Genomic DNA, 21558 nt, shown 5'->3' with positions numbered 1-21558 from the left:
GCGAGCCGGTCGCGGGCGGGGCGTCCACGCCCGGCCGGTCGGCCCGGGCGGACGCCTTGCCGCAGAACGGGTTTCGTATCAGGATCTCTTGCATCCGCAGCGAGGGAGATCAAGATGCCCGACGGTGTCAGCACGGCTGGTCGGCCCCACATCGACATCACATCGATCCAGCGGTTGGCCGAACTGGCCGACTACATCGTGCCCTTCGCGATCCGGGCGGTCTGCACGCTCGGCGTGGCCGATCACCTCGTCGAGGGACCGCTGCCGATCCCCGACCTCGCCAAGCGTTGCGGCGCGGAACCCGATGCGCTGACCCGCGTTCTTCGCGCGCTGGCCGGCAAGGGCATCTTCACCGAGTCCGAGCCGGGCGTCTTCGGCCTGACCCCGCTGGCCCAGGTGCTGCGCAGTGATCATCCCGTTTCGTTGCGCGACGCCTATCCGCTGCTCGTCGGCGATCTGCAGGCCTGGGCGCACTTCGACTACACCTTGCGCACGGGGCGTTCGTCATTCGAGTACGTCCACGGGATGGGCTACTGGGAGTACATGGCCGAGCACCCCGAGGAGAGCAAGCGGTTCGACGGCTCTCAGGCGGCCGGGACCCGGATGGAAGTGCGCACGGTAATGACGGCCTACGACGCGTGGGCGGGGCTGACCTCGGTGGTCGACGTCGGCGGCGGCAACGGGACGTTCCTGATCGGCCTCCTGAGCCGGCTGCGCCATCTGCGTGGCACGCTGTTCGACCAACCGCACGTCGTGGCCGCCGCGCCCGACCTGCTGCGCGAAGCCGGGCTGGCTGATCGGTGCACCGTCGTGGGCGGCAGCTTCTTCGACGGGGTACCGGCCGGTGCCGACGCCTACCTGCTCAAGCGCGTGTTGTGGTCCTGGGGGGACGACCGGGCCCACCAGCTGCTCAGCGAGATACGCGCGGCGATGCGCGAAGACAGCAGGTTGCTGCTGCACGAGCCGGTCGCCGCCCCCGGCGACAGCGACGAGGTCGGCAAAGCCTACGACCTGATCCTGCTGGCGATGGGTGGTGGCTGCGCCCGCACCGAGGAGCAGCTCCGCGTGCTGCTCGGCGGCGCCGGGTTGCGCATCTCCAGGGTGATCCCGACGCCGATGTTCCCGCTGGTCGAAGTCGTTCCGGCGACCTGACCACGTCACGTCCTGTTCGGACCCGAGCCCGCCTTGGTGATGAATTCCGCGCGCAGACGCTGCTTGTCGATCTTGCCGACGGTTGTGCGCGGCAGCGCGGTCACGGCCTCGACCCGGTCGGGAAGCTTGTACGGCGCGACACCGTGCGAGGTGAGGAACGCGCGAACCTCGGGCAACGAGGGCGCCGCGCCATCGCACACGGCGAAGACGCACGGGACCTCCCCCATCAGCTCGTGCGGCACTCCGACCACGACCACCTGGCGGAAGGCGGGGTGCAGGCCGAGGACGTCCTCCAGCTCCGCCGCGACGATCTTCTCGCCACCCTTGTTGATGACGTCCTTCAACCGGCCCTCGACGACCATGTTCCCGTCCGGGGTGATCCGTACCAGGTCGCCGGTGCGCAGAAAGCCGTCGGTGGTGAACGCCCGGGAGTTGACCTCGCCGGCCCGGTAGTAGCCGCGGATGGTGTACGGCCCGCGCGTGAGCAGCTCGCCCACCTCACCACGCGCAACCTCGGCATCGGTCTCGTCGACCACCTTGATCTCGTCGGCCGCCGCCATGGGGCGGCCCTGCGTCCCGATCACGACGTCGTACGGGTCGTCGAGGCGGGTATAGGTGAGCAGCCCCTCCGCCATCCCGAACCAGTGCGTCAGCCTCGCCCCCATCTCGGTCATGATGCTGCCCGCCAGGTCCGGCGACATGTGCGCGCTGCCGACCTGGATCACCAGGCGGGACATGTCGACGTCGAAGAACTCCCTGGCCTCCCGCCACACCTGGACCATCGGCGGCATCAGTGTTGTCAGGGTCACCCGCTCCGTCTCCAGCAGGTCGAAGACGACGTCCGGGCTGGGGTTGCGGGGCAGGACGACCTTGCCGCCGACCGCCAGCGTGCCCAGCAGGCCAGGACAGCCGAGCGCCGCGTTGTGCGCGATGGGCAGGGAGGCCAGATAACAGCCGTGCTGGTCCGTCCCGGTCGCCGCCGCGCTGGCACGAAGCTGATAGGCGTAGTCGTCGTGGGTGCGCGGAATCAACTTGGGCAGGCCGGTGGTGCCACCTGACAGCAGGAAGAACGCGACGGCCGACGGGTCAGGCCCCTGCATGGGCACCGGCTCGGCCAGCACGTCGTCGAATCCGAGGAACTCGGCGGGCTCGCCGACCACGATGACGTGCCGTACCGAGGAGGCCTCCTTCTGGACTTCGCGTGCGAGGTCGGTGTAGGAGAAGCCCTGGTACTCGTCGGCCACGACGAGGCCGACCGCTGCCGAGACCTCGGCCAGGTAGCTGATCTCCCTGCGCCGGTGGCCGGGCAGCCCGTAGACCGGAATGGCGCCCAGCCGGTAGCAGCCGACGCTGACGGCGACGAAGGCGGCGATGTTCGGCAGTTGGACGACGATCCTGTCGCCACGCTCGATGCCGAGCCGCGCCAGCCCGGCCGCGAACCTGTCGGCCTGACGGTCGAGTTCCGCATAGGACCATCGCCTGGCCGCCGGATCGACGACAGCGATGCGGTCGCTCTGGTTCCAGGGCCGGAGCAGGTCTCCCAGGACCTCGCCGCGCCAGTAGCCCTCGGCCCGGTAGCGCTCGGCGAACTCCGGGGGATATCCGGCCACACCCGACATCGGCACCTCAGTTCCCTTCGTTAGGAGGAGTCAAATCCCCAGGTAAGCCGTGAGCCGGCGGACACCCTCGATCGTGGAGTCCCGTTCCGCGCACAGCGAGATCCGCGCCAGGCGGTCCGCCATCGGGTGTCCAGCCGGCAGGAAACCCCGGCCGGGGGCGATGCCGACGTCGATGTCGGCCAGCGTTCGCTTACTGAACTCGTACGTGTCGTCGACGAAGGCGCCCAGGTCGAGCAGGGCGTACCAGCCGCCGGCCGGAGCCACGGGCACGAGCTTGTTGCCGAGCAGGTTCACGACCGAGTCTCTGGTCTGGCGCACATACTCGCGGTGCGCGGCCAGATGGCCCGTCGCGCCGAGCGCGGCCAGCCCGGCGTACTGCACCGGCGTGCTCGGAGCCACCAGGGTCGCCTCCTGAATCCGGGCCAGGAGCGCGGCGCGATCGTCGTTCGGGGCGGTGGCGTAGCCGAGACGGCAGCCGGTCATCGAGTAGCCCTTGGAGAACGTGTGCACCGAGAAGACCACCCGGTCCTCCGGCGGCAGCTCCAGGTCGAGGTTGGCCATCCGGCTCGGCTCGCCGTCGTACACGAAGTCCTCGTACGCCTCGTCGCTGATGACCACGACCCTTCTGCGTACCGCCCAGTTATGGAGTTCGCGAAGCTCCTCGGCGGACCAGACCCGTCCTGAGGGGTTGCTCGGCGAGTTCACCAGGACCGCCACCACGCGGTCGCTCGCGCAGGATTCCAGGGCGTCCGCGATGGACCGGCCGTCGTCGCCGAAGGGGGCGAAACAGGCCGTCATGCCGGTCATCGCCACCTGCTGAAAGTGCATCGGCCAGTGCAGCTCCGACAGCACCACCTGCCCGCCGTCCACGGCGATGGACTGCAGGATCGCGCTGATCGCCTGGCACGAGCCCGGGGTGACGAAGAAGCGGTCCGCCGGCGGCCGGCCGTTCCCGGCCAGTCGCTCCGCGAGCGCGTCATGCAGCGCGCCCAGCCCGCGCGCGTCCAGGTACGCGGTGTGGCCGTCGCGGAGCGCCCTGCAGTACCCCTCGACCGCCTCCTGCGGCATGCGGATGTGCGGCTCACCCACGTGCAGGGCGATGACCGGCCGCGGATGCGCGCCGACCAGCCGGTGGATCTCGTGGAGGCAGGAGAGCGGAATGCTCCTGCTCCGCTCCGCCCCGGGCCACGGGCTCTCGCCGATCAGCATGACCGGCCCCCGTCCACCACGAGCAGCGTGCCGGTCATCCACGATCCGGCCGGGCCGAGCAGCATCCGGATCCACGGAACCACATCCTCCGGCCTGCCCATCCGTCCGAGCGGAGTAGTGCGGATCATTTCCTCTCTCAACCTCCTGGTCGCGTTCTCGTCCAGACCGAGGTCCTCGTACATCTCGGTGTCGATGGCTCCTGGCAGCACGGCGTTGACCCGGATCTCGGGGGCCAGCTCACGCGCCAGAGACCGGGTGAGGTGATGCAGGGCCGCCTTCGTCGCGCCGTAGAAGGATCGGTCGGGTACGGCCAGCAGCCCACCGATGGAGCCCACGTTGACGACGACGCCGCCGGCGCTGCGCAGCAGCGGCGCCGCCTGCCTGATCAGCGCGGCGGGACCGGCCACGTTCGTCGTGAACAGCCGGACGAAGGTGTCGACCCCGGTCGATTCCAGCGGGCCGAAGGTGGCCACGGCCGCATTGTTGACGAGCATGTCGACGCCGCCGAAACGGTCTCGAGCCGCGGCGACGACGCGGGCCGCCGAGCCGGGATCCGACAGGTCGGCCGGCACCGCCAGGACGTCGTCCGGTGCGGCGCCGGCCTCGACGCATTCCACGCGGGTGGCGTCGAGCCGCTGCGCACGCCGTCCGACGAGAACCAGGCAGTTCTTGTCGGCGGCGAGGCTGATGGCCAGGCAGCGGCCGAGACCGGTCCCCGCGCCGGTCACGATGGCGACCGATCCCATGGTCAGATCCCGCCCTCTTCGAACTCGCCGGCCACGTCGCGCTGGACGTCGACCACGGCCGCCAGCTCGGCGACGGTGGGGGCGGAGAACAGCTGACGGAGCGTCACGGACACGCCGAGCCGCGTTCGGAGCGACTCCTGCATCCTGGTCGCCTGCAGGCTGTCGCCACCGAGGCCGAAGAACGAGTCGCGGCGTCCGACCTCGGGCAGATCCAGGATCTCGGCCCAGATCGCGGCGAGCGCCTGTTCTGTCGGGCCTTCCGGCGGCTCGCGCCGCGATGCGGTGGGGTGCGCCCGCTCCACCATTCCGGCCAGGCGCCGCCGGTCCACCTTGCCGGTGCCGGTGAGCGGGATCTCGGGGAGCGTCACGATCTCATCAGGAACCATGTACGGGGGAAGCGCGTCGGCGAGTGCCCGCTTCGCGGCGTCCGCGTCCGCTCCGACCAGCGCCGCGGCGATTCTGCGGTGCGGCGAGCCGATCGGGAAGGCGACCGCTCTCTCGACGCGGGGCAGGCGAGCGAGGGCCGCTTCGATCTCCCCGAGCTCGATCCGATGCCCGCCGATCTTCACCTGGTCGTCGGAGCGCCCGAGGAACTCCACCATCCCGTCAGGGAGGTAGCGGGCGAGATCCCCGGTGCGATACCACCGCTCACCGCCGTCGTGGACGAACGCGGAAGCGGTCAGCTCGGGCTGATCGCGGTAACCCATGGCCAGCCCGGAACCGCCGATCCACAACTCGCCGGGCACCCAGTCCGGACGATCCCTTCCCTGCCCGTCGGTGACGCGGAAGCGCTGGGCACGCAGCGGATATCCGTACGGCACCGCCGTCCATTCCGGCCGGAGGTCTTTCACCTCGAGCAGGTTCGACCAGATCGCAGCCTCGGTGGCGCCGCCCAGGGCCGCGAAGCGGGCATCGGGCCGCAGCCCGCTGACCTGTGCGGGAAGATCGGCGCTCACCCAGTCCCCTGAGACCAGGATGACCGCAGGCACGTCGTCCGGGCCCGACAGCCCTCCGCCGACCAGGAACATCTCCAGCAAGGCCGGTACGGAGTTCCACACCGTGACCCTGTGCCGCCGCACCAGCCGCCCCCAGCTGCGCGCCTCCTTCCGGTCCAGCTCGTCCACGAGCACGATGGCGCCGCCGGCCGACAGCAGCCCGAACACGTCGTAGACCGACAGGTCGAAGTCCAGGGCGGACAAGGCGAGCACCCTGTCGTGCTCGTCGATGCCGAAATGGTCGTTGACCGCCATGACGGTGTTCATCGCCGCGCGATGAGTGATCTCCACGCCCTTCGGTTCGCCCGTGGATCCTGAGGTGAAGATGATGTAGGCCAGCTGGTCGTCGTCATGCCGAACGCCGTCCCGCGCCATCGGCTGGTATTCCGCCAACTGGCGTACGTCGAAGACCGGTAACGTGCCGGGCCAGTCCAGCCGTACGATCTCGTCGCCCACGCAGACGACGCCACCGACCCCTGCGGTCTGGTACATCCGTTCCCGCCGCGCGGACGGTTGGTCGATCCCGACCGGAACGTACGCCGCCCCGGCGGCGAGCACGCCCAGGACCGCGGCGATCTGCCACGGGCCCTTCGCCGCCGTCACCGCGACCGTGTCGCCGGGGGAGATCCCCACCGAGTGCAGGCCGCCGGCGATCCGACGAGCTCGATCCGCCAGTTCGCCGTAGCTGAGCTCGTCGGAATCGCCCCAGGCCAACGCCGTTCTGTCCGGGTGCAGGGCGGCTCTGTCGAAGAACCGCTCGTGCAACCGGCCCAGCGACAGGGCGCCGCCCGTTCCGTTGGCTCGCGTGCGCACCGCCGTCTGGCTCTGCGGGAGCCGTACCGCAAGGGGCTTCTGCCAGGACGCCGCGTCGGTGAGCGAGGTCAACGCCTCCTCGTAGGCCCCGGTCAGCGCCTCGACCAGGCCGCCGGGGAACACGCCGTCGGTGACATCCCAGTTGACCAGCAACCCGCCGTCGCCGCCCTCGATCACCTGCTGGTCCAGCCAGACCTGCGGCGTCTCGGAGGACGTCCACACCGGTGTGCCGAAACACTCGCGGACCTCAGGACCGAACAGCTCGCCCATGCCGATGACGCTGGTGAACACCACCGGCGCGCGCGGCCAGTTGCTGCGCGAACCGCGTGCCAGGTCGCGCAGCACCTCGACGCCCGAGTGATCGGCGTGCGTGAGGTCGGAGCGCAGCTGGGCCTGCACGGCGCGGGCCCGCTCGGCGAAGGTCGCAGGTTCGCCCGCGTCGACGCTGAGCAGCGTGACGTTGGTGAAGTCGCCGACGATCAGAGGGACGTCGTCGTGCAGTTCACGGCGTCCGAAGGTGGGGATGTTCAGCAGGAATCTGGGCTCGGCACTCCAGCGGCTCAGAACCTCGGCGTACACGGTGCAGAACACCACAGGCAACGTCAGGGCCTCGGCTTGGGCGCAGGCCGCGATGCGCGCGACCTCGGCGGACGAGAGCCTCTGGTAGTAGCGGGTGACACCCCGGTGTTCGCGCAGGCCGGCACCCTCGGCGAGCGGCAGTTGCGGCGGGCCGGGCAGCTCCGCCAGCCTGCCGCGCCAGTAGTCCTCGGCGGCGCGTGTGGCGTCGGAGTTCTCGAACTCCTGCTGGTCGGCGAGATACTGAGCGAACGAGTAGTTCAGCGGCCTCAACCCGGCACCAGGCTCCCGGTACAGCGTGGCGAGGTCTGCCAGCAGGACCTGGTAGCTCTGCGCGTCGGCCACCAGCATCGCGATGCCGACGTGCATCCGGGTGCGGCCCTCGTCCAGCAGCGACAGCTGGACGTCGAAGACGTCGGCGCCCTCGATGTCGAACCGGCGATGAGACAGCTCCGTGCGAAGCCGAGCCAGCCCGTCCTCACCGGCCGCGCCCCGCAGGTCGTGCACCGTCAGTCCCGGCCACGGGCTTCGCGCCAGCACTTGCTGGCGGCCGTTGGGGGTGAACCGGGCGCGGAGCATGCCGTGGCGGGCCAGCAACGCGCGCACGGCCGCCTCCAGCCGGTCCGGATCGACGTCGGAGCCGTCGAACTCGGCGTAGAAGTGTGCGCTGACTCCACCCAGCGGCTGCCCGTCCTGCCCGCCGATCCAGTACGCCTGCTGCATCGGGGCGAGAGCATGCTCGTCGTTCTCGTCGACGGGTGTGCGCCCGGCCTGCGGTCGTGAGCCGGCCGGCCGGAGATCGGCGCCGGCCAGCAACGCGAGCCAGCTCGCGAGGGTCGGTTCCTCCGCCAGGCGCTCGAACGTCACCCGCGCTCCCGCTCGGCGGAAGAGGTTCGCTATCCGCATGACCGCTATGGACTCGAGGCCGAGGGCGAGAAGGTCCTGGTGATCGTCGAGGTCTCCCGCGTGAATCCCCAGCAGCCCCGCCACGGCCTCCCGCAGATCGGCCGGCTCGAGCACGCGGTTCTGATCGGCCCGGCCGGAGGCCGGTTCGGTCGCGCTCATGAGGTTGTGTCCCTTCCTTGAGGGGAAGGCGGCGAACTTCGTGTACAGGCGATGACACACCGATGCAGGTCACGGCAACAACTGGGGCTACTCGCCCGGTCAACTGCGGACAATCCGCCATTGGGCATCATCGCGAGGCGACGGTCTTGGCCATGGCGAGGTAGTCGCCGACCAGCCGGGCCGCCAGGTCGTCGTCGAGCCGGGCGCGGTTGTAGCAGAGCACCACCCGCTGCTCGCCGTGCTGCGGATATATTTGGAACTCGCACTCGAATCGGCTGGCGAGCCGGTCGATGACGACGATCTCGGCGTCTGTCCCGGCCACGCGCAGGTTCCCCGGCAGTTCGGGCACGACCTGGAACATGACGTCGTCCGGCCGTCGCCCTGGCTCGGCCAGCGTGTCGCCCCGCAGGAGCTGGTAGGGGAGTCGCTGGTGCACGAACGCGTCCATCGCCGTGGCGTGAGTACGGCGCAGCACCTCGCCGAAGTCGTCGCCGGGCTCGACCCGTGTGCGCAGCACGGTCATGTTCGCCAGCAGCCCCACGGTGTCCCGCAGTTCGGTGCGGGTCCGGTTGGCCAGGAACGAGGCGACCGCCAGGTCGTCATCGCCCGTGTGCTCGCGCAGGACCAGGTAGTAGATGGCGAGCAGGGCCGAGGCGAGGGTCGTGTGGCGGGGGCGGGCGATCTGCTCCAGGGCTGAGACCGTGACCGCGTCGATCGTGCCGGTAACGCTGGCGCTGACCCATGACCCGGGCGCCGCCTCCCGCAACGGGAGCTGCGGGACCCGGGCGCCTTCGAGGTGGTTCGTCCAGTACGTCCGGTCCTCGCGCATCTCGGGACCGGCCAGCCACTCCTCCTGCCACTGGCAGAACCGGGCGTACTGCCAGCGCACCTTGGGGAGCGGTGGACCGCCGCCGGTGAGTGCCTGCAGGTCGCGGACGATGAGCCCGCACGAGCTGCCGTCCGTCACCGCATGGTGCAGGTTGACGCACAGGCAGTGGTCGTCGTCGGCGAGCCTGAAGAGCGTGACGCGCGCGGGCCATCGGCCGGCGTCCACCGGCAGACGCACTTCATCCGCGATCGCCTCATCCATGCCGCGATCGGGGTCGTCCGAGGTGATGTCCCTGCGGCACAACCGCACCGGTTGAGGCTCGTGCACGAGCTGGGTCAGCCGGGCGCCTCTCCCTGCGAGGGTCGTACGCAAGCTCTCGTGCCGCGCGGTCAGCGCCGACAACCCGTCGCTGAGGCGCTCCTCGTCGAGCCGTCCACGCAGGCGGAGCACGATCGGACAGTTCGCGGCGCCTTCCCGGCCCCTGAACTGCTCCAACACCCACAGCAGGCGCTGAGCCACCGAGGCGGGGATCTGTCTCACCTCGGCCATACCGTCACCGGCTGGGTGGTGAACCCGCGCAGGACCAGGCTGTTTCTGCGCACTGGCCGTCCCCTGGGCATGATGCCACCGGTCGCCTCGATCAGCGCCTTGAGCGCGACCACCAGCTCCGCCTTGGCCAGCCCCGCCCCCAGGCAGCGGTGGTGCCCGTAACCGAACGCGAGGTGCGGGTTCGGCGAGCGCTCGAGATCGAACGTGGCCGCGTCCGCGAAGACTTCGTCGTCGCGGTTGGCAGAGCCGAACAGCACCAGGAGCCTGCCGCCGGCGGGAAGCGCGACCCCACCCAGCCGATCCTCGGCCACAGGGGCACGCCACAGTCCCTGCACCGAGGTGTCGTAGCGCAACGACTCCTCCACCACCGCCTCGGCGAGCTCTGGTGCTGCCCAGAGGCGTTGCAGCACCTCGGGGTGACGGAACAGGATATCGATGATGTTGGTGAACAGATTGGCCGTCGTTTCCACCCCTGCGACCAGCAGGAAGGCGCAGAACGCCAGCACTTCGTGGTTGGACAACCCGGCCGCGTCGGTCGCGGCCACGGCGCTGAGCAGATCGTCACCCGGTTCCTGCTTGCGGCGGCGAATCTCCGAGTAGAAATAGCGGAACATGTCGTAGCCACGTCCCAGGCGGAACTCGGGGGAGCCGATCATGTCGAGATCGTCCGTGATCACAGCGGCCCATTCCATGAACTCATCGCGTACCTCAGCGGACACGCCGAGCAACTCCGCCAGGACGAGCACGGGCAGTGGGGCGGCGAGGTCGCGGTAGACATCGGCTGTCCCGTCCTCGGCGTTCGCCAGCAGCCCAGCCACCAACCCCCTCGCGATCTCCTCGATCCTTGGCGTCAGCCTGGTGACCGCCGAGCGCGAAAAGGGAGCGAACACCGCGCGCCGCAGTCTCGTATGTTCGGGCGGGTCGGTCGCGATCAGGACCCGAACCCCTGGGGCTCCAATCCGATAGTCCACCGATCGAGGAGCGTGCACGCGGGGGACCGCGCCCATGCCCAGCTGCGATGAGAAGCGGCCCGGATCGCTCAGCACTTCGACGACGTCGGCATGCCTGGTCACCAGCCACAGATCATGGTCCGGTAGGTGGCATATGGGGTCCTGTTCCCGCAACAACCGATACCCCGGATAAGGGTCGGCCGCGGTCGATGGATGATCCGGGTCGAAAGGACGCAAAGGCGGGGATTTCGCCGCCCTGTGGGGCACCTCCATGCCGCCCGAGCATGTCGGGTCGCGCCCGGCTAGTCGAGGGTCGGAATTTCTCCCTCCGGGATCCCGCCCCCTTTCACCTTCACCGGCGATCGGTGGGCGTGGTGGCCGCCGGGCCCTGGCGATCGCGCCCTCTTGCGCAGGAGAGACGGTCACCATCATGATCAGATGAAAGGCTCTGGACAACGTACGGCTTCCGCGACCCCCGCCCCCGACCGGTCCGGCTGTCAACGGCCATGAGGTTCTCCAGGTAGGTGGCCGTTGGTCCTGGCTCTGGCACCCAGCGGAAACGCCGGATGTTCCGCCACCGCGCCGGCCTTCTCCGGCCGATCGGGCAGCAGTGGATACGCGGTCCGATCAATCGACGCCACCCAGAACGCCGGAAGATCACCCCATAGGGGTGGCACCTGCATACGGCAGAAACGGGCCGCGCCTGATCAGCGGTCGTTAGGATCTTGAGGATCGCGCCGAGGGCGCGGTGGGCCGAGCAGTTCGCCGACCAGAACTGGGTCCTTTCCCGGCGGATGAGGTGGATGGTGAACGTGTGGCGCTGAACCTTCCGCCACTGCTGCACGCCGTCGATGAGGTCGAGAGAGCTGTCACAGGCAATGTCCGCAGGTCTGTCAACGTCCTGCTGTGTCTGGTCGCCGTGGCGACGATCGGTTGGAGCGGCACGCTGCTGTGGCAGAACTGGAAGGGCCGACAGCAGATCGATGAGGCCTGCGCGGGGCTCGTGCCGGCCGGGCGGGTACTCGCGCTGTCCCCTGCGGGCGGCACCATCTCTCACCGGACGGCCGACAAATGGACGATCGAGCTCGACGCCGGCCTGCCTCAGTACTGCGAGCTCCTCAGCACCGAGGCGGGGGCGGAATACCGCACTGGCGAGCCGTGGTCCTTCTTCAAGGGCGTGGTGGGAGTCCTGCCTTCGAACGAACCGGTGATTCCCGAGACCCCGGGGGACAATCTTGTCGACAGGCGCAACCCCACCTATCCATACGAACCGCTCGGCGGCGGCATATCCGGCACAGTCACGGCCTCGGGTGTCAGCGTCGACCTCCCGTGCGCGCGGGGCATGTCAAACGGCCAGCCGATCACGGCGCTGTGGGCATGGGCCTCGCTGAAGGATCCTGGCCCGCCGTTCACCGACAACGGGCAGCTAACCTCGCACGACCGCGACACGCTCGCCGAGATCGCCGTGATCACCGCCAACAACCTGGCCGAACGCCTGGGCTGCGCCGAGCGCCTGCCCGATCCACCCGAGGACATCCCGGCCTTGACGCCAGGCCCCACTCCGGCCGCCGGCGCGGACGGCACCTGCGCCTGGTATCGCAAGGCCGGCTTCGCACGCCACAAGCAGCTTCCGGACCAGGTCCTCGAAAGCCGGATCGACGACAAGCTGTGGTTCGAGCGCTGTGGCCTCGTGCTCAGCAGCATCCGCGCGAACGGTCTCTGGCGGTCCGACGCCGCGGAGCTCGACGACCTGTCCCGCCCCTCCGATCCGGGCGATTGGTTCGTCTCCCTTCACACCTACTCCGGAGAGAGGGCGAAGAGGGTCCACCTCAAAGCGACCCACGGTGAGCCTCCGGTCGTCGCGGAACCGGGCAAGGCAGGCCGCGGTGAGACATCGGTCTGGTGGGCCTCGTCCCGCTGCGAAGGCAAACCCCAGATCCACACGATGACCGTCGCCTACGGCTACGACAAGCTGATGAGGTCCGCGTTGGAGAAGGTGTTCCGCGCCTACGTCACCGACGTCGTCGCCCGCCGCGGCTGCACGGACACCGCGTTCCCCACCTCCTCAACCTTCCGTCCCGGCTAAGGCCTGATCGGCCGGACAAGGACGCCACCAGAATGCGGCATGGACGGGCCTGGCTGAGCCGCTGACCGGACAGAATCGTTCTGTCCGGTCTCTCGAACCGCATCACCCCAGGTCAGCGAGCCGACATCGGGTCGCGCGCCAATGCGGTCCCCACGATCGTACGGTGGCCCGGCGCTGAAGCCTCGGCCCATGTGCCGCCGCAAGCATGCGGGCGGTCCTGATCGGATCCAACATCGTCGACGTGACGCTGATTCTGGGCGCCGGAGACCCGGCCCGGCAGGGGACGGGGGCGGGCCGAACGCCCGCTCCCGTGCCGCTACGACTACAGCGTCATCCGGAGCTAGCCTGCCTGCCAGGACGGGCCGGTCTCCTCCGTCCGCGGCGGGGCGGGCGGGGTCCGGTCGCGGGAGGGGACGACCACGATGCCCTTGGTGCTGTTGGGCGGGTTGACGTCGAGCGTTCCCCCGTAGACGACGTTGCCGCGGAAGGTGTTCGGCTGGAAGGAGAACTTCGCCAGCGGCGGCGCCGTGTCCTGCCCCGAGGTGGTCACGGCCACGCCGCCCTTGGGCTTGTAGCTGAGGTTGCCGGTGAAGGTGTTGCGCTCGGGCAGCAGCACCATCTGGTAGCCGGGCCAGTGGTTCTTGTAGAACCAGCCGATGTGGATGTCGCTCTTGGCGTTGTCGGCGAACACGTTGCCGGTGAACGCGCTGTCGGTCACCTGCCCGTAGTGGAACAGGTAGCCATAGGGCGTGAGCGGGTTCGGCTGCGGGACGAAGTCCGGCGTCAGGTAGTCGAGCTTGTGGTTCTCGTCGAACAGGTGCTCCCCGCTGGTGACCTTGAGCCCGTAGCCGGAGACGCCCCGCACGTGGTTGCCGCGCACCACGTGGTGGTCGCCGCTGACGCGGATTCCCTCGCTGGCCGGGTAACGGTCGCCGATGATGGCGTTGCTCTCCACCGTGTTGTAGTTGCCGTAGCGCAGCACCAGGCCGCCGCTGGACTGTCTGATCGTGTTGTTGCGGACCGTGTTGTGGTTCGACTTCAGCGAGATGATCTCGTCGTCGCCGTCGACGTGCTCGAAGAGGTTGTTGTCGATGGTGAAGTACGCGCCCTCCTCGGCGCCCTCCTCCGCCCACTGGCCGTAGCCCCAGATGCGCAGCGCCTCCATGCCGTTGCGGCCGAGGTTGGGGACGTCGGCGAAGCGGGTGTGGTCGACCCTGTTGTAGGCGGCCGCCGGGCCCCGGTCGTTGCCGACCAGCGGCTCCTGGTGGGCCTTGCCCTTGAGCAGGCTGTGGTCGAGCCGGTTGTGCCCGCCCTTGAAGTAGACCCAGTAGTACGGCGTGGCCGGGTCGGCGGGGTTGAAGTCGACCACGGCGGTGTCGGTGACCCTGCCGCGGTCGCTGTTGAAGGAGATGACCGAGGCCGCGCCGTCGGGCGCCTGGCCGGAGGTGAAGGTCAGGCCGCTCACGGTCAGGTCGGGGCTGTTGAGCGACAGCGCCGACCTGCCGGTGAGCAGCACCTTGCCTGGCGTCTGCGCCCTGAGCGTGAGGGGTCCTGGGGCGCGCAGGTCGATGACGGTGTCCTGCCAGGTGCCGTCGGCCATGACGATGGTGCCTGCCGTCCCGATCGCCGCGTTCAACTCGGCCTGGTTCGAGACGAGCCGCTCCTCGTCCGCCGAGGCGAGGGCGGGCACGGCGGGCAGCAGCAGGAACGCCGCCGCGACAAGGGCTGCCAATCGGTTCATACCGGCAACGTAGGGAAAGCGTATTCCCTTGGGCATGGGCAAAACTCGGGCACTCCTAGGACGATCCTCAGGAGGCCCGGTGCAAGGCCCGGTACTGCGTGGGCGTCAGCGAGGTCACCTGGCGGAAGACCCGTGACAGGTAGGCGGCCTCCCAGCCCACCGCCCCGGCGATCTCCTCAATCCTCTGCTCGGTGTGGATCAGCGCCTGCTTGACCCGTTCGACCCGCAGCTGCCGGATGTACTGGTTGGGGGAGACCCCGAAGAGCTGGGCGAAGTAGGTGATGAAGTAGGTCGGGTTGTAGTGGAAGACCTCCGCCAGCCGCCCGACCGTCAGCACCTCGGCCAGGTGCGCGTCGATGTACTCCAGGATCCGCCCTGGCCCCTGGCTGAGCGGCCGCAACGAACCCAGCGGCGCGTGGTCCACCAGGTAGGCCGTCAGCTCCATGAGCACCGCCCGCTGCCGCAGCGGCCCTGTCACCTGCGTCGCGCCCCTGCCCGCCGCCAGCAGCCTGGTGAACATCTCCCGTACGGCGGGCGGATCCTCCACCTCCACCACCCGGGGGAGCGCGACCAGCGAGGCCAGCTCGCGCCCGGCCACGGTGGCGGTGAAGTTCGCCCAGTACTTGCGCAACGGGCGCTCCTTGGAGCTGGAGAAGGCCAGCGCGGACCCGGCGGGCAGGAAGTAGAGCTGGCCTGGCCGCGGCAGGTACTCCACGCCGTCCAGGGTGATCGAACCCACCCCGTCGAGGATGAGGTAGATCCGGTTGTAGCCGTCGGTCCGCGCCTCCCGCCCCCAGCCGGCGGGGACGGGATCGGCGTGCCCGGCCATGAGCAGGTCGAGGTCGAGCCGCCGCAGGTGCTCCCTGAGTGCCGGGTCCATCGCCGTCACGCCCGCAGGCTCGCCAGCGCCGGGTTCACCGCGTGCCGCAGCGGTTCGCCCGCGGACAGGCGGGCGACCTCGGCCAGCACCAGCTCGCCCATCCTGCCCCGTTCGGCGCCCATCGCCCCGGCCAGGTGCGGGGTCAGGGCCACGTTGGGCAGGCCGTACAGCGGGGATCTCGGCTCCGGCGGCTCGGGCCAGGTGACGTCGAGGACCGCGGTGAGGTCGGGCCGCCCGCGCAGGACCTCGACCACGGACGGCTCGTCGAGGACGGCGCCGCGGGCGGTGTTGATCAGCGTCGCGCCCGCGCCGAGCCGTGCCACCAGCGGGCCGTCGACCAAGCCCGTGGTCTCCGGCAGCAGCGGGGCGTGCACGCTGACGACCTCGCAGGTCTCGAACAGCTCGGCCAGCGGGAGGAGCGGGATGCCCAGCCCGGCGGGGGCGTGCGGGTCGTAGGCGACCACCTCCAGGTCGAAGGCGCGCAGGTGGGAGGCGACCAGGCGGCCGATCTCGCCCAGGCCGAGCAGCCCCACCCGTGACCGGTAGGCCCCGGCTGCGCACACCTCGTCCGGGTAGCGGCCCAGCTCCTTGATCTCGCGGGAGATCCGGTGGAACTGCTTGAGCGCCAGCAGGATCTGGGCCAGCGTGAACTCCGCCACCGGGATCGCGTTGGCCGAGGCGGCCGACACGATCGGGATGCCCCGCGCCCAGAAGTCCGGCGTGGTCAGCGGGCGTACCGAGCCTGCCGCCACAAGCACCGCGCGCAGGCGCGGAGCGTGACCGAGCAGCCCGGCGTCGAGCACCGGCGCGCCCCAGCCGGACAGCAGGATCTCCACCTCCGACAGCACGCGGGGATCGGCTGCCAGCCGCTCGCGCGTCATCGCGGGAGCCTGCCATTCGACCAGGTCAGCCAGCCTTTCCAGGACGTGCGCGGGGTAGACGTCGGCCCGCCTGCGCTCCTCCATCACCAGCAGTGCCTTGATCATCTCTTCCTCATTTCATCGGATGTCTGGGGAAGCATGATGTCGTATGACGGAACAGTTTTATCGGTGATGGTTTAGTCATCGGAGCATTGACCGGGGAGCGCGATCACCGCTACCTTCCGGGAAATCGCTTGCCAAGTAGAGGGAGCCGTCCACATATGCGAACCGCCTCCACAATGCTGGCGTGCCTGGTGGTGCTCACAGCGTGTTCGTCAGGCACAGCCGGAACCAACGTCGAGCAGGACGCCAAGGCTACGCTCGAGCTCTGGACCAGGACCACGCCGGGCGGGCCCGGCGAGCAGGGCACGCTCAAGCTGGCCGCCGCGTTCGAGAAGGCGACCGGCCACAAGGTCAAGGTGACCGCGATCTTCGACGACTTCGAGACGAAGATGCAGCAGCGGGCCGCCCAGAAGGACCTGCCCGACATCGTCATGAACGACGTCGCCCAGCTGGGAACGATGCAGAGCCAGGGTTTGCTCCGGGAGATCGACCTCACCAAGCTCGCCGGGGCCAAGGACCTGTCCGAGCGTGCGCTCGCCTCCGGCAAGGGCGTGGACGGCAAGCAGTACGGCGTGCCGTACTCCGCGCAGGCCACAGCGCTGCTGATCCGCAAGGACTGGCGGGAGAAGCTGGGGTTGAAGCCGCCGCAGAGCTGGGCGGATCTGGCGGCCCTGGCCAAGGCGTTCACCGAGAAGGACCCCGACGGCAACGGCCAGAACGACACCTACGGGCTGGCCGCGCCCCTGTCGACCAAGCGCGGCTACGCCTCCTGGTACTTCTCCAACTTCCTGTGGGCGGGCGGCGGTGACTTCGTCGCCGCCGCGGGCGGCGGCAGGTTCAAGCCCGCCATGTCCACCCCCGAGTCGATCGCGGCCACGCAGTGGTTACGCGACCTGGCGTGCAAGGACAAGGTCATCCAGCCGGGCGCCGTCACCATGGACACCCCGCCGACGAACGAGACGTTCGAGTCGGGCAAGACCGGCATGTACGTCGTCGGCCCCTACCTGATGCCCCGCTACGACAAGTCGCTCGGCAAGGACAAGTACGAGGTCGTGCCCATGCCCCAGGGCGCCAAGAACGCCGACGTGCTCGCCGAGGGCGGCGCGATCTACCTGATGGCGGGCTCGCCCAACAACGCGGGCCAGGACGCCTTCGCCTCCTACGCCATCTCCGCCGAGGGCCAGAAGATCGGCATGGAGGGCGACACCGCCTACATCGTGCAACTGCCCGTCAACAAGACCGTCGACATCAGCCAGGTCCGCCCCGACCCCAGGTGGAAGACCTACGCCGACGTCTACCAGAGCTCGGGCCACTACCCGCCGTCGATCCCCAACTGGACCCCTGTACGGCAGGCCGCCGCCGACACCGTCAACGCCCTGGTCGCCGACTGCGGCCTGGACCTGAAGGGTGAGCTCCAGAAGCTGGACGCCAAGCTCGCCGGGATCCTGGCCGAGCAGGGCGTCGCCGCGTCATGACGGCGGTGGAGGTCGAACCGGCCGCTCCGGCCGCCCCGGCCACGCGGGAGCCCGTGAGCGGCCGGAGCGGGCGCTGGTGGGTTCCGTGGCTGTTCCTTGCCCCCGCGCTCGTCCTGTTCCTGTACTTCAAGTTCATCCCCATGGGCAACGCCCTGGTGATGTCCTTCCAGAACGTGCAGCCCTTCCTCGGCAACCAGTGGGTGGGGCAGGACAACTACGTCAAGGTCGTCACCTCCGACGGCTTCCAGCAGGCCGCCTGGCACACCGTGCTGCTCGCGGTGTTTCAGACGGCGGGCTCGATGCTGCTCGGGCTGGTGCTCGCGCTGCTGATGGAGGGGCGCAGCCGCAGGCTGAGCTTCATCAGGTCGGCGGCGTTCCTGCCGGTCGTGGTGCCGATGGCGGTCATCGCCGAGCTGTGGCGGATCATGTACCACCCGACCGGCGACGGCATGCTGAACTCGCTGCTCGGCCTGGTCGGGCTCGAGCCCTCCGGGTTCATCAACGACCCGCACACCTCGATGGCCTCGGTCATCGCCACCGGGATCTGGCGGGGCGCGCCGTACGACATGATGATCTTCCTGGCCGGGCTGGCGGGGGTGAACAGGGACCTGTACGAGGCCGCGATCGTCGACGGCGCATCGCGGTGGCGGCGGCTGCTGCACGTGACGCTGCCGGGGCTGCGCTCAGTGTTCTCGATCCTTTTCATCCTGGCGGCCATCCGCGGCCTGCGCGTCTTCACCGAGGTCTACCTGCTGACCAACGGCGGGCCGAACGGTTCGACCGAGGTCGTCATGACCCTGATCACCAAGCTGGGCCTGGAGCAGAACCGGCTGGGCGTGGCCTCCGCGGGGGCGGTGCTGCTGTTCCTGGCCACGCTGCTGCTGACCGTCGTCGTGTCCGTCCTCAGGCGGAGGGAGAGGGAATGAGCGCGGCCAGCGAGACCGCACTCGGGCTCAAGGAGAGCAGGACGCCGCAGGCGCGGCTGCTCAGACTCGTCGTCCACGCGCTGGTCCTGGTGGTGTTCGCCGGGCCGCTGCTGGCGCTGCTCGTCAGCGCGTTCAACCACGTCTCCGATCCGACGCAGCTCAGCGTCGTGCCCTCGCGCCCGACGCTGGACAACTTCGCGGTCGCCGTCGACCACGGGGTGCTGAAGTACCTGCTGAACTCCTTCTTCGTGGTCGGGTTCGGGCTGCTGCTGCAGGTGGTCGTCTCGACGCTGGCCTCCTACGCGCTGGCCCGCAAGCGTTTCACGTTCATGACGATCGTGTTCGTGGCGATCCTGGCCACGCTCATGCTGCCGGAGGAGATCCTGGCGATCCCGCTGTCGCTGATCCTGTCGGATCTGCCGGTGCTGCACATCAACCTGATCGGCACGCTGGCCGGGATCATCGTGCCGGTGGGCGCGTGGGCGTTCTCCATCCTGGTCATGACGGAGTTCATGCGGGACGTGCCACGCGAGTTGGAGGAGGCGGCGCGGATCGACGGGGCGGGGGAGCTGCGGATCTTCGCCCAGATCATCCTGCCGATGTGCCGTCCGGCGCTGGGCGTCATCGGGGTGTTCGGGTTCACCATGATCTGGGACCAGTACCTGCTGCCGATGCTGGTGGCCGACGATTCTTCGACCTACACGCTGCCGCTGGCGCTGCGCACGCTGCGGATCGACCCGATCGTCACGCCCGGTGTGGTGATGGCGGCCTCGTTGCTGGCGCTGCTGCCGTCGGTGATCGTGTTCCTGTTCTTCCAGCGCTCGTTCGTGCATGGATTGTCGTCGGGCGCCCTCAAGGGATGATTTTTCATGAACTGGTTCGTCAATGATCGTTTTGGAATGTTCGTGCATTGGGGTCCGTACTCGCTGGCGGCTCGGCACGAGTGGGTGAAGACGCGCGAGAAACTGACCGACGCGCAGTACCAGCCCTACGTCGACCATTTCTCGCCGGACCTGTACGACCCCGCCGCGTGGGCGCGGACCGCCAGGGCGGCGGGCATGCGTTACGCCGTGCTGACCACCAAGCACCACGACGGATTCTGCCTGTGGGACAGCGACCTGACGGACTACAAGGCGCCCCGTGACCTGGTCGAACCGTTCGTGGCGGCGTGCCGCGCCGAGGGGTTGAAGGTGGGTTTCTACCATTCGCTGATCGACTGGCATCACCCGGAGTTCCCCGTGGACGGAACCCACCCGCTGCGCGATGTCCAGCCCCTTCCCGAACGTGATATTTCGGTATATCGGCGATACCTGCACGGCCAGGTCAGGGAACTCCTGACCCGTTATGGAACGGTCGACTATCTCTTCTTCGACTTCTCCTACTCCGGCCGGAGCGAATGGTGGGGCGGAAAGGGTCCCGAGGACTGGGGCTCGAAGGAACTGCTGGCGATGGTGCGCGAGTTGCAACCTGACATCCTCGTCAACGACCGCCTCGGGATTCCCGGCGACTTCGTCACCCCCGAGCAGTACCAGCCCTCCGCGCCCATGCCCAGCCCCTGGGAGGCCTGCCAGACGCTGAACGGCAGCTGGGGCTACGACCGCGACAACCTCGACTACAAGAGCGCCGACCTGCTGGTGAAGATGCTGGTCGACGGGGTGTCCAAGGGTGGCAACCTGCTGCTCAACGTCGGTCCTGACGGGCGCGGGCGCATCGACCCGCGCGCCACCGCGTTGCTGGCCCGGATCGGCGGCTGGATGGAGTTGCACGAGCGCTCCATCCGCGGGTGCGGCCCGGCGGAGTATCCCGCCCCGGCCGACTGCCGCTACACCCGCCGCGGCGACCGGCTCTACCTGCACCTGTTCAGCTGGCCGCTGCGCCACGTGCACCTGCCGGGGCTGGCGGGCAAGGTGCGCTACGCGCAGTTGCTCAACGACGCCTCGGAGATCAGGCTCGTCAGCACCGACCCGGACCAGCAGGCCCAGAACACCCGGATGGGTGGCCAGGCACCTGGCACGCTCACGCTGGAACTGCCGGTGCAACGCCCCGAGGTCCTGGTGCCCGTCGTCGAGCTCTTCCTGGAGTAATGTGTAGGAAAATTCCTACGTTCCTCGACCCCGCGTCACGCTCGTTCTTTTCATTCATGGCGGAAATGACTGGCAACGTCGACGCGGGGAGCGACCCGTTCCGGCAGCAGCATGTCCACGAAGACCGGCAGATGGTCGGAGGCGTCGCAGGGCACGACTGTCGCCGACCTCACCTCGACGTCCGGCGAGGTGAACACGTAGTCGATGCGGGAACCGGTGGCGGGAAAGGTGTGGCCCGGTCCTGCGCCTGGCTGGGCCCAGGCGTCCCTCAAGGAACGGATCAGCACGCGGATCTCAGGTGCGCCGGGCACGGCGTTGAAGTCCCCGGTCAGGATCACCGGCCCCGGCCGTTCGGTGATCAGCGCTCGAACGGCTCGTGCCTGTTCCAGCCGTTCGGCCGCGTCGTCGTCCTGGAGGTGGGTGTTGCAGACCTGGACGGGCACGCCGTGGACGACGATCGTGGCCCGCAGCAGTCCACGCTGCTCGCTGCCGGGAAACCTGGGCAGGAAGGTGTTGCCGGAGTCGCGGATGGGGAAGCGGGACAGGATCGCGGTGCCGTACTGGCGGCGCCGGCCTCCGGGAGCGGGCGGGCCGAGGTCCAGGTTGGCGCCGAAGACCACGTCCATGCCCAGTTCGGCGGCCAGCCAGGCCGCCTGGTCGACGAACTCGCTGCGGCGCGAGCAATGCCGGTCCACCTCCTGGAGACCGGCGATGCCGGCCCGGCCGGCACGGATCACGTTGGCGACGCGCCGCAGGTCGAGCCGGTCGTCCGGACCTCGTCCGTGGTGGATGTTGAAGGTGGCCACGCGTAGAGGCGGCTGCTCGGGCAACGGCCACCGTCCTTTTCTGTCGAGGGTGCGGCCCGCGCCGATGCGCGGGC

16 protein-coding genes are annotated in these 21558 nt (G+C 69.2%); 6 read left to right on the top strand and 10 right to left on the bottom strand.

Going from position 1 to position 21558, the window contains the following annotated elements; all coding sequences use genetic code 11:
* Positions 1 to 114 precede the first annotated feature (114 nt).
* Positions 115 to 1152, top strand: coding sequence for a methyltransferase (locus ACFSKW_RS50805; protein WP_379582368.1), 1038 nt, complete (start codon positions 115 to 117; stop codon positions 1150 to 1152).
* A gap of 5 nt (positions 1153 to 1157) precedes the next feature.
* Here the strand turns inward: ACFSKW_RS50805 and ACFSKW_RS50800 are convergent, their stop codons facing one another.
* The 6 genes from ACFSKW_RS50800 to ACFSKW_RS50775 form a co-directional block, all read right to left on the bottom strand.
* Positions 1158 to 2771: a (2,3-dihydroxybenzoyl)adenylate synthase gene (locus tag ACFSKW_RS50800; protein WP_379582460.1), complete on the bottom strand. Its 1614-nt coding sequence runs from the start codon at positions 2769 to 2771 to the stop codon at positions 1158 to 1160.
* Between the two features lie 30 nt (positions 2772 to 2801).
* Positions 2802 to 3980 carry a pyridoxal phosphate-dependent aminotransferase gene (locus tag ACFSKW_RS50795; RefSeq protein WP_379582366.1) on the bottom strand — a complete coding sequence of 393 codons (1179 nt, stop codon included), beginning with the start codon at positions 3978 to 3980 and terminating at the stop codon, positions 2802 to 2804.
* The gene (locus ACFSKW_RS50790) at positions 3974 to 4726 is read right to left on the bottom strand and encodes an SDR family NAD(P)-dependent oxidoreductase (protein WP_379582364.1); all 753 of its coding nucleotides are present in this window, start codon (positions 4724 to 4726) and stop codon (positions 3974 to 3976) included. Before ACFSKW_RS50790 ends, ACFSKW_RS50795 begins: the two co-directional genes overlap by 7 nt.
* Before the next feature lie 2 nt (positions 4727 to 4728).
* On the bottom strand, positions 4729 to 8175 hold the full coding sequence (locus ACFSKW_RS50785; protein ID WP_379582362.1) for a non-ribosomal peptide synthetase: 3447 nt from the start codon (positions 8173 to 8175) through the stop codon (positions 4729 to 4731).
* Between the two features lie 127 nt (positions 8176 to 8302).
* Positions 8303 to 9553, bottom strand: coding sequence for a condensation domain-containing protein (locus ACFSKW_RS50780; RefSeq protein ID WP_379582360.1), 1251 nt, complete (start codon positions 9551 to 9553; stop codon positions 8303 to 8305).
* Entirely contained in the window at positions 9541 to 10626 is a 1086-nt protein-coding gene (locus ACFSKW_RS50775; RefSeq protein WP_379582358.1) for a cytochrome P450, read from the bottom strand. Before ACFSKW_RS50775 ends, ACFSKW_RS50780 begins: the two co-directional genes overlap by 13 nt.
* Positions 10627 to 11317: 691 nt before the next feature.
* On the opposite strand from ACFSKW_RS50775, the gene ACFSKW_RS50770 reads away from it, so the two are divergent.
* Complete coding sequence (locus ACFSKW_RS50770; protein ID WP_379582356.1) at positions 11318 to 12589, top strand: hypothetical protein; 1272 nt, start codon at positions 11318 to 11320, stop codon at positions 12587 to 12589.
* Positions 12590 to 12929: 340 nt separating this feature from the next.
* Here the strand turns inward: ACFSKW_RS50770 and ACFSKW_RS50765 are convergent, their stop codons facing one another.
* The 3 genes from ACFSKW_RS50765 to ACFSKW_RS50755 form a co-directional block, all read right to left on the bottom strand.
* Entirely contained in the window at positions 12930 to 14330 is a 1401-nt protein-coding gene (locus ACFSKW_RS50765) for a polysaccharide lyase 6 family protein (RefSeq protein ID WP_379582354.1), read from the bottom strand.
* Positions 14331 to 14397: 67 nt separating this feature from the next.
* Positions 14398 to 15210 carry an AraC family transcriptional regulator gene (locus tag ACFSKW_RS50760; protein WP_379582458.1) on the bottom strand — a complete coding sequence of 271 codons (813 nt, stop codon included), beginning with the start codon at positions 15208 to 15210 and terminating at the stop codon, positions 14398 to 14400.
* 5 nt (positions 15211 to 15215) lie between these two features.
* Positions 15216 to 16196, bottom strand: coding sequence for a hydroxyacid dehydrogenase (locus tag ACFSKW_RS50755; protein ID WP_379582352.1), 981 nt, complete (start codon positions 16194 to 16196; stop codon positions 15216 to 15218).
* A gap of 155 nt (positions 16197 to 16351) precedes the next feature.
* Here ACFSKW_RS50755 and ACFSKW_RS50750 point away from each other — a divergent pair, with 155 nt between their 5' ends.
* From ACFSKW_RS50750 to ACFSKW_RS50735, 4 genes are read left to right on the top strand one after another with little or no spacing between them, the layout of a single operon-like run.
* A complete protein-coding gene (locus ACFSKW_RS50750) occupies positions 16352 to 17668 on the top strand; it encodes a sugar ABC transporter substrate-binding protein (RefSeq protein WP_379582350.1) in 1317 nt (438 codons plus the stop codon).
* On the top strand, positions 17665 to 18594 hold the full coding sequence (locus ACFSKW_RS50745; RefSeq protein ID WP_379582348.1) for a carbohydrate ABC transporter permease: 930 nt from the start codon (positions 17665 to 17667) through the stop codon (positions 18592 to 18594). The genes ACFSKW_RS50750 and ACFSKW_RS50745 overlap by 4 nt, the downstream gene beginning before the upstream one ends.
* Positions 18591 to 19457, top strand: coding sequence for a carbohydrate ABC transporter permease (locus ACFSKW_RS50740; RefSeq protein WP_379582346.1), 867 nt, complete (start codon positions 18591 to 18593; stop codon positions 19455 to 19457). The genes ACFSKW_RS50745 and ACFSKW_RS50740 overlap by 4 nt, the downstream gene beginning before the upstream one ends.
* Positions 19458 to 19463: 6 nt before the next feature.
* Positions 19464 to 20678, top strand: coding sequence for an alpha-L-fucosidase (locus ACFSKW_RS50735; protein ID WP_379582344.1), 1215 nt, complete (start codon positions 19464 to 19466; stop codon positions 20676 to 20678).
* A gap of 50 nt (positions 20679 to 20728) precedes the next feature.
* Here ACFSKW_RS50735 and ACFSKW_RS50730 read toward each other — a convergent pair whose 3' ends face one another.
* Complete coding sequence (locus ACFSKW_RS50730; RefSeq protein ID WP_379582342.1) at positions 20729 to 21508, bottom strand: endonuclease/exonuclease/phosphatase family protein; 780 nt, start codon at positions 21506 to 21508, stop codon at positions 20729 to 20731.
* Positions 21509 to 21558: the final 50 nt, after the last annotated feature.

Source organism: Nonomuraea mangrovi (genome assembly GCF_042681425.1).
Lineage (GTDB): Bacteria > Actinomycetota > Actinomycetes > Streptosporangiales > Streptosporangiaceae > Nonomuraea > Nonomuraea mangrovi.
This window is presented reverse-complemented; position numbering and strand designations above follow the sequence as displayed.

Excerpts from the sequence above, each read along its gene's own strand:
- ACFSKW_RS50805 (WP_379582368.1), top strand. The coding sequence starts at position 115 with ATGCCCGACGGTGTCAGCACGGCTGGTCGGCCCCACATCGACATCACA.
- ACFSKW_RS50800 (WP_379582460.1), bottom strand. The coding sequence starts at position 2,771 with ATGTCGGGTGTGGCCGGATATCCCCCGGAGTTCGCCGAGCGCTACCGG.
- ACFSKW_RS50795 (WP_379582366.1), bottom strand. The coding sequence starts at position 3,980 with ATGCTGATCGGCGAGAGCCCGTGGCCCGGGGCGGAGCGGAGCAGGAGC.
- ACFSKW_RS50790 (WP_379582364.1), bottom strand. The coding sequence starts at position 4,726 with ATGGGATCGGTCGCCATCGTGACCGGCGCGGGGACCGGTCTCGGCCGC.
- ACFSKW_RS50785 (WP_379582362.1), bottom strand. The coding sequence starts at position 8,175 with ATGAGCGCGACCGAACCGGCCTCCGGCCGGGCCGATCAGAACCGCGTG.
- ACFSKW_RS50780 (WP_379582360.1), bottom strand. The coding sequence starts at position 9,553 with ATGGCCGAGGTGAGACAGATCCCCGCCTCGGTGGCTCAGCGCCTGCTG.
- ACFSKW_RS50765 (WP_379582354.1), bottom strand. The coding sequence starts at position 14,330 with ATGAACCGATTGGCAGCCCTTGTCGCGGCGGCGTTCCTGCTGCTGCCC.
- ACFSKW_RS50760 (WP_379582458.1), bottom strand. The coding sequence starts at position 15,210 with ATGGACCCGGCACTCAGGGAGCACCTGCGGCGGCTCGACCTCGACCTG.
- ACFSKW_RS50755 (WP_379582352.1), bottom strand. The coding sequence starts at position 16,196 with ATGATCAAGGCACTGCTGGTGATGGAGGAGCGCAGGCGGGCCGACGTC.
- ACFSKW_RS50750 (WP_379582350.1), top strand. The coding sequence starts at position 16,352 with ATGCGAACCGCCTCCACAATGCTGGCGTGCCTGGTGGTGCTCACAGCG.
- ACFSKW_RS50745 (WP_379582348.1), top strand. The coding sequence starts at position 17,665 with ATGACGGCGGTGGAGGTCGAACCGGCCGCTCCGGCCGCCCCGGCCACG.
- ACFSKW_RS50740 (WP_379582346.1), top strand. The coding sequence starts at position 18,591 with ATGAGCGCGGCCAGCGAGACCGCACTCGGGCTCAAGGAGAGCAGGACG.
- ACFSKW_RS50735 (WP_379582344.1), top strand. The coding sequence starts at position 19,464 with ATGAACTGGTTCGTCAATGATCGTTTTGGAATGTTCGTGCATTGGGGT.